Consider the following 1,136-nt stretch of genomic DNA (forward strand, 5'->3'; position numbering starts at 1 on the left):
CCCGGCCAGGGCGATGGCGGCAAGCTCAGCCAGATTGCGTTGCACGACATGTACGTTCACGCGCTCAAATACGGCGTGCCGATGATGAAGGGCGACGAGATTCTGGACAGCGCGCAAATGCGAGCGGATTTCGCGTTATCTCCCGGCACGATCGAAGCCTTCAACGGCTGGCTGAAGACCGCAGGGCCGATCGGCCGCATGGAGGACGCGATCGGGCACGGCATGGCCGACATGCTGGCATGGCGCGCGTTGCGCGCGCAGCCGGGCACGCAGGATTACGTGACCCATCAGGCATTCTTCCTCCAGGCCGAGGAACACCGCATGACGCCTTACAAGGTGGAAAAAGGCCTGGACGAAGCGAAGAAGACCGATCCGCAGCTCCGGGCGCTCCATGCGAAGCTGGCGCAACTGCAGCAGCAGAAGTCCACGGCAACGGCCAGCCAGCAGTATCCGGCCAACATGCCCAGGATCATGGAGCTGGACGCGCAGATCGCGGCCACGGAAACGGAGATCACGCGCCGCACGGAAGCGCTGTGCGGCGAAGTGGCCCATCCGAAGGCCGGGCCGGACGCCGAGGATGCCGCGCCGGCGCGTCCCGGCGAAAGCGTATGGGACGTCACGACCAATGAGCAGACCGACCTGCGCGAGGGGGCGGAAGAGATGCGCCTGCTGCTGGGCTACCTGCATCCGGACGAACGGGAAACGAAGTGGAAGGTCACCGCCGCCGTGCGCGTGAACGATGCGCCGCGGAACGCATACCCGGCCCCCGCGACGACGACCACCACACTGTCGGTGGCACGCGAGCAGCCCGGCAGCGATTCGCCCACGGTCACGCTCGCCGAGAGCGGCGTCCTGCTTGCGTCCGTCTGGAGCACGGTGTGCAGGAATTACAGCCCATCCCATGACATCGTGGCGGCGCCCGCGCGCGGCGTGGTCCACTTTCTGAAAAAGCATGCGTCGACGGAGGCGGCCAACCGGCTTCAGAAGGCGGTCGTTACGTTGCTCGACGACTATGTGCACGACAGCCGGATCTGGTTCCGCGTTCCCTGGTTCCACGAATACGTGCCGGGTGGCTATGGCTGGCCGCGCGTGATCTTCGAGGGCGGCAAAAAGCGGATCGCCTATCTCGGCATGGC

General features: G+C 65.8%; 1 pseudogene. It reads left to right on the forward strand.

Annotation, left to right across the window (positions count from 1 at the left end):
- Positions 1 to 1,136, forward strand: a pseudogene (locus LIG30_RS26735) (T6SS phospholipase effector Tle1-like catalytic domain-containing protein); the annotation flags it as partial.

Origin of the sequence: Burkholderia sp. lig30 (genome assembly GCF_000687455.2) — a bacterium.
Taxonomy (GTDB): Bacteria; Pseudomonadota; Gammaproteobacteria; order Burkholderiales; family Burkholderiaceae; genus Burkholderia.